The following is a 4,163-nucleotide window of genomic DNA, read 5'->3' as shown; positions in this document are numbered from 1 at the left end:
ATAATATTTTTAGAAAAAAATAATCTATTATGTTGATTATTGTGTTTATTTTTACTAAAATATTAAGTAGACATAAAAAATAAGTTAAGGATAAATTATTCTATGACTGATAATATAATTTTAAAAATGACAGGTATAGAAAAGAGATTTAAAGGGGTTTATGCCTTGAAAAACTTTAATTTCTCTTTGGTTAAGGGCGAAATACTAGCTTTAATAGGGGAGAATGGTGCTGGTAAATCTACTCTTATGAAAATTCTATCTGGGATATATAAAAAAGATTCTGGTACTATAGAATATTTTGGAAAGCCTTTAGAAGTATCAGGTCCTAAAGAAGCAGAAGAGCGAGGTATATCAATAGTTCACCAAGAGTTAAATTTGATGAATCATTTAACTGTAGCACAAAATATATATATAGGTCATGAACCTTTAAATAAATTTGGGCTTATAGATGATAAATTGATGATAAGACGTGCTGATAAAATATTCAAAGGTATGAATGTAGATATAGACCCATCTGCCAAAATAGGCTCTTTAACTGTAGGAAAACAGCAATTAGTTGAAATAGCTAAAGCATTGACACATAACTCGAAAATATTAATACTTGATGAACCTACGGCTGCTTTAACAGAATCAGAAACAAAAGAGCTATTTAGAATCATTAAAGACTTGCAAATAGCAGGCGTATCAATAGTATATATTTCACATAGATTAGATGAGTTATTTATATTATCAGACAGAATAACAGTTATTAGAGATGGTGAGTATATAGACACAAAAATAACAAAAGAAACTAATAAAGATGAAATAGTTAACTTAATGGTTGGACGTGTTATATATGAAACACCTAAAACAGAGAGTAAAGTTGCTAAAGATGCTAAAGAAATATTAAGAGTAGAGAATTTAGTAGTACCTGGTGTAGTAAAAGATGTCAGTTTTTCTTTAAAACATGGAGAAATATTAGGATTTGCTGGTCTTATGGGTGCTGGAAGAACAGAAACGGCAAGGGCTATTTTTGGTGCTGATAAATTTGAAAGCGGTAAAATATTTGTTGATGGAGAAGAGGTATCAATTAAATCACCAGTTGATGCTATAAAAAGCGGTATTGGTTATCTTTCTGAGGATAGAAAAAGATATGGTTTGGCATTGGGGCTTCCTGTATTTGAAAATATGATGATGGGTAATTATGATAAGTTTTCAAATATGCTTATGGTTCAAAATCTCAAAGTAAAAAATATTGCAGAAGAAGAAGTAAAATCATTAAATATTAAAACTCCATCTGTAGATCAGTTAGTTAAGAATCTATCTGGAGGAAATCAACAGAAAGTAGTAATAGCAAATTGGCTTATAAAAGAATGTAAGGTATTAATATTTGATGAGCCTACAAGGGGAATAGATGTAGGAGCAAGAAGTGAGATTTACAATCTTATGGAAAAATTAGTATCTATGGGAAAATCTATTATAATGATTTCATCAGACTTGGTAGAAATACTTAGAATGAGTGATAGAATATTAGTTATGTCTGAAGGCAAAAAAACAGGTGAATTAGACATAAAAGGAACTACTCAAGATGATATTATGAAATATGCTACTATGAGATAATATCATTTACTATAAAAAAATAATAAATATTATGGAGTTTATATATGTACAATATTGAAACTAACACTTTTACTGGTAAGTTATGTTTTAAAGCTAGAATGAGGAGAAAAGTAAGAAATTCTCTAATATATCTTAAAAATAATGGACTTCAAAAATTCTTAACAATCGTTGCCCTTCTTATATTATATGTATTTTTTGTTATAGCAGGAAGAAATTTCTTTACATTTGATACATTTTCATTGATATTAAGAAACTCATATTTTATTGGTTTTTTAGCTATAGGTGTAACTTTTGTTATAATAACAGGTGGTATTGATTTATCCATTGGTTCGCTTTCTCTCTTTGCGGCAATGGTTGGTGGTGTAATGATAACGAATTTCAAAACACCTATGTGGGCAGTGCTTATTATAGTAATAGCTGTTGCAACTTTAGGTGGATTTATAAATGGTTGTTTAATTTCTTATTTCCATTTACCTCCATTTATTGCTACTTTAGGTATGTTAATGGTTACAAAAGGTTTATCTGGTATAGTTTCAAAATCTCAAACTATATATTATCCAACTATAACTGACCCTGATTATGGTTGGTTTAGAGTGTTATTTAATGCTACAGAATCTAATTTCCCATCTGGTTTTATAATGCTAGCCATATTTACAATAATATCTGTAATTGTGCTTACTAAAACAATAGTAGGAAGATATATTTTTGCTTTAGGAAGTAATGAAGAGGCTGCAAGACTTTCTGGTATAAAAACTAATAAATGGAAAATAATTGCTTATACTATAGCAGGATTCTTCTGTGGTATAGGTGGTTTAACTTTTGCTGCTAGTTATTCAAGTATAAGCCCTGGAGCTGGTCAAGGTTATGAATTTGATGCTATTGCTGCTGTAGTTATAGGTGGTACTTCTCTTTCTGGTGGTGTTGGTTCTATTATAGGTACTATAATTGGTGTATATATAATGTCTGTACTAAAAGTAGGTCTTCCTTCTGTTGGTGTTGAGCAATTCTTCCAATACTTTACTATAGGTATAGTAGTTATTATAGCCGTACTTATAGACGTTTACAGAATAAAAATGTCTAATAAAGTAAAAAAAGTTGATGTAAAAAAAGAAAAACGTGAACAACTTGAAGAAGAAATTGAATCTTATAGAGTAAAAATAGATTATATGATATCAGACAATACTAAAGATTATTCTAAAGAGATAGCAGAAGTGCAATCAAAAATTAATTCTTTAGTAGAAGAAAAGAAAAAATTAAAATGAAAATATCTTTAATTAAAAATAAAATATAATTTTTTAAGGAGAATAAAATGAAAAAGATTTTATTACTAGCTATTACTTTAATAGGATTAACAGTTATGTTGGCAAGCTGTGGCAATAAAGAGCCTTATATAGCTGTTGTATCTAAAGGATTCCAGCATAAGTTTTGGGTAACTGTTAGAAATGGTGCAGAAGATGCTGCTAAAGAAAACGGTGTAAAAATTAGCTTTGTTGGACCTGAAACAGAATCTGATTCAAAAATACAGCAAGACTTATTAGATAGTGAAATCAATAAAAATCCAGATGCTATAGCATTTGCTGCTGTAACAGGAGATTTCACTGAACAAATCAAAAGAATAAAAGAAAAAAATATTCCTTTAATTGGTTTTGACTCTGGTATATTACCTGATCAAGCACAAGGTGCTGTACTTGCAACTGCTTCTACTGATAACAGAGCTGCTGCTGCTGTAGTTGCTGACAAAATGTTTGAAGCTTTAAAAACTAGAATAGCTACTTTCACTGCTGCTAATAAAGCTAAAATTGCTGTACTTCAATTAGATAACTCTGATACTGGTATAGGAAGAGCTGAAGGTTTTGTAAAAAGATTTACTGAATTAGCTGATGGTGATGCTACTACAGTTGGTAAATACACTTTACAAGTTATAGTTCCTACTACTCAGAACGAAGCTGATATAGCTAACGAAGTTAATGCTTTAAGAGGAAAAAGTGTTTTAGGTATATATTTATCTAATGAAGCTATGGCTAGAGGTTTCTTAGTAGTATATAAAAGTGCTGAGGCTGGTGCTGCTAACACTATAGTTGGTGATGCTCAAGATGGTGGTGATTTGGTTGTTATGGGATTTGACTCTGGTAAACCTCAATTAGATGCTATAAGAAGTGGTATAATACAAGGTTCTGTTACTCAAGACCCTTATAGTATTGGTTATCAAGCTGTTACTTTAGCTTATAAAGCTTCTAAAGGTGAATCTGTTGCTAATGTTGACACTGGTGCTAAATGGTATGACAAAACAAATATTGATGACCCAGAGATTGCTAAATTATTATATGAATAATTTATTAGTAGAGTAGGTGAGTTATAAAATTAATTGCTTTTACTCTAATGATGATTATCTATAATTGATATAAAAATAAAACTTTATATTAAATATAATGAGCCATTCCTAAATATTTTAGGGATGGCTTTTTTATTGTTTTAATAAATATTATATGTTTTATTTTTATATAATTTGTAGTTTTATATATTTAAGAATTTTATGCTTAATATTTATTGTTTTTTATTAACAG

General features: G+C 29.3%; 3 protein-coding genes. All 3 read left to right on the top strand.

The annotated features are described in order from the left end of the window. Positions 1–102: 102 nt before the first annotated feature. The 3 genes from E6A48_RS11015 to E6A48_RS11005 are packed head-to-tail and all read left to right on the top strand — an operon-like array spanning position 103 to position 3,931. A complete protein-coding gene (locus E6A48_RS11015; RefSeq protein ID WP_219710316.1) occupies positions 103–1,599 on the top strand; it encodes a sugar ABC transporter ATP-binding protein in 1,497 nt (498 codons plus the stop codon). 44 nt (positions 1,600–1,643) lie between these two features. Continuing rightward, positions 1,644–2,861, top strand: coding sequence for an ABC transporter permease (locus E6A48_RS11010; RefSeq protein ID WP_219710314.1), 1,218 nt, complete (start codon positions 1,644–1,646; stop codon positions 2,859–2,861). Between the two features lie 47 nt (positions 2,862–2,908). Next, positions 2,909–3,931: an ABC transporter substrate-binding protein gene (locus E6A48_RS11005; protein WP_219710312.1), complete on the top strand. Its 1,023-nt coding sequence runs from the start codon at positions 2,909–2,911 to the stop codon at positions 3,929–3,931. Positions 3,932–4,163 lie beyond the last annotated feature (232 nt).

This window comes from Brachyspira pilosicoli, from assembly GCF_019402445.1.
Classification (GTDB): Bacteria; Spirochaetota; Brachyspiria; order Brachyspirales; family Brachyspiraceae; genus Brachyspira; species Brachyspira pilosicoli_B.
The sequence above is the reverse complement of the archived record's forward strand: the minus strand, read 5'-3'. Positions and strand labels throughout refer to the sequence as shown.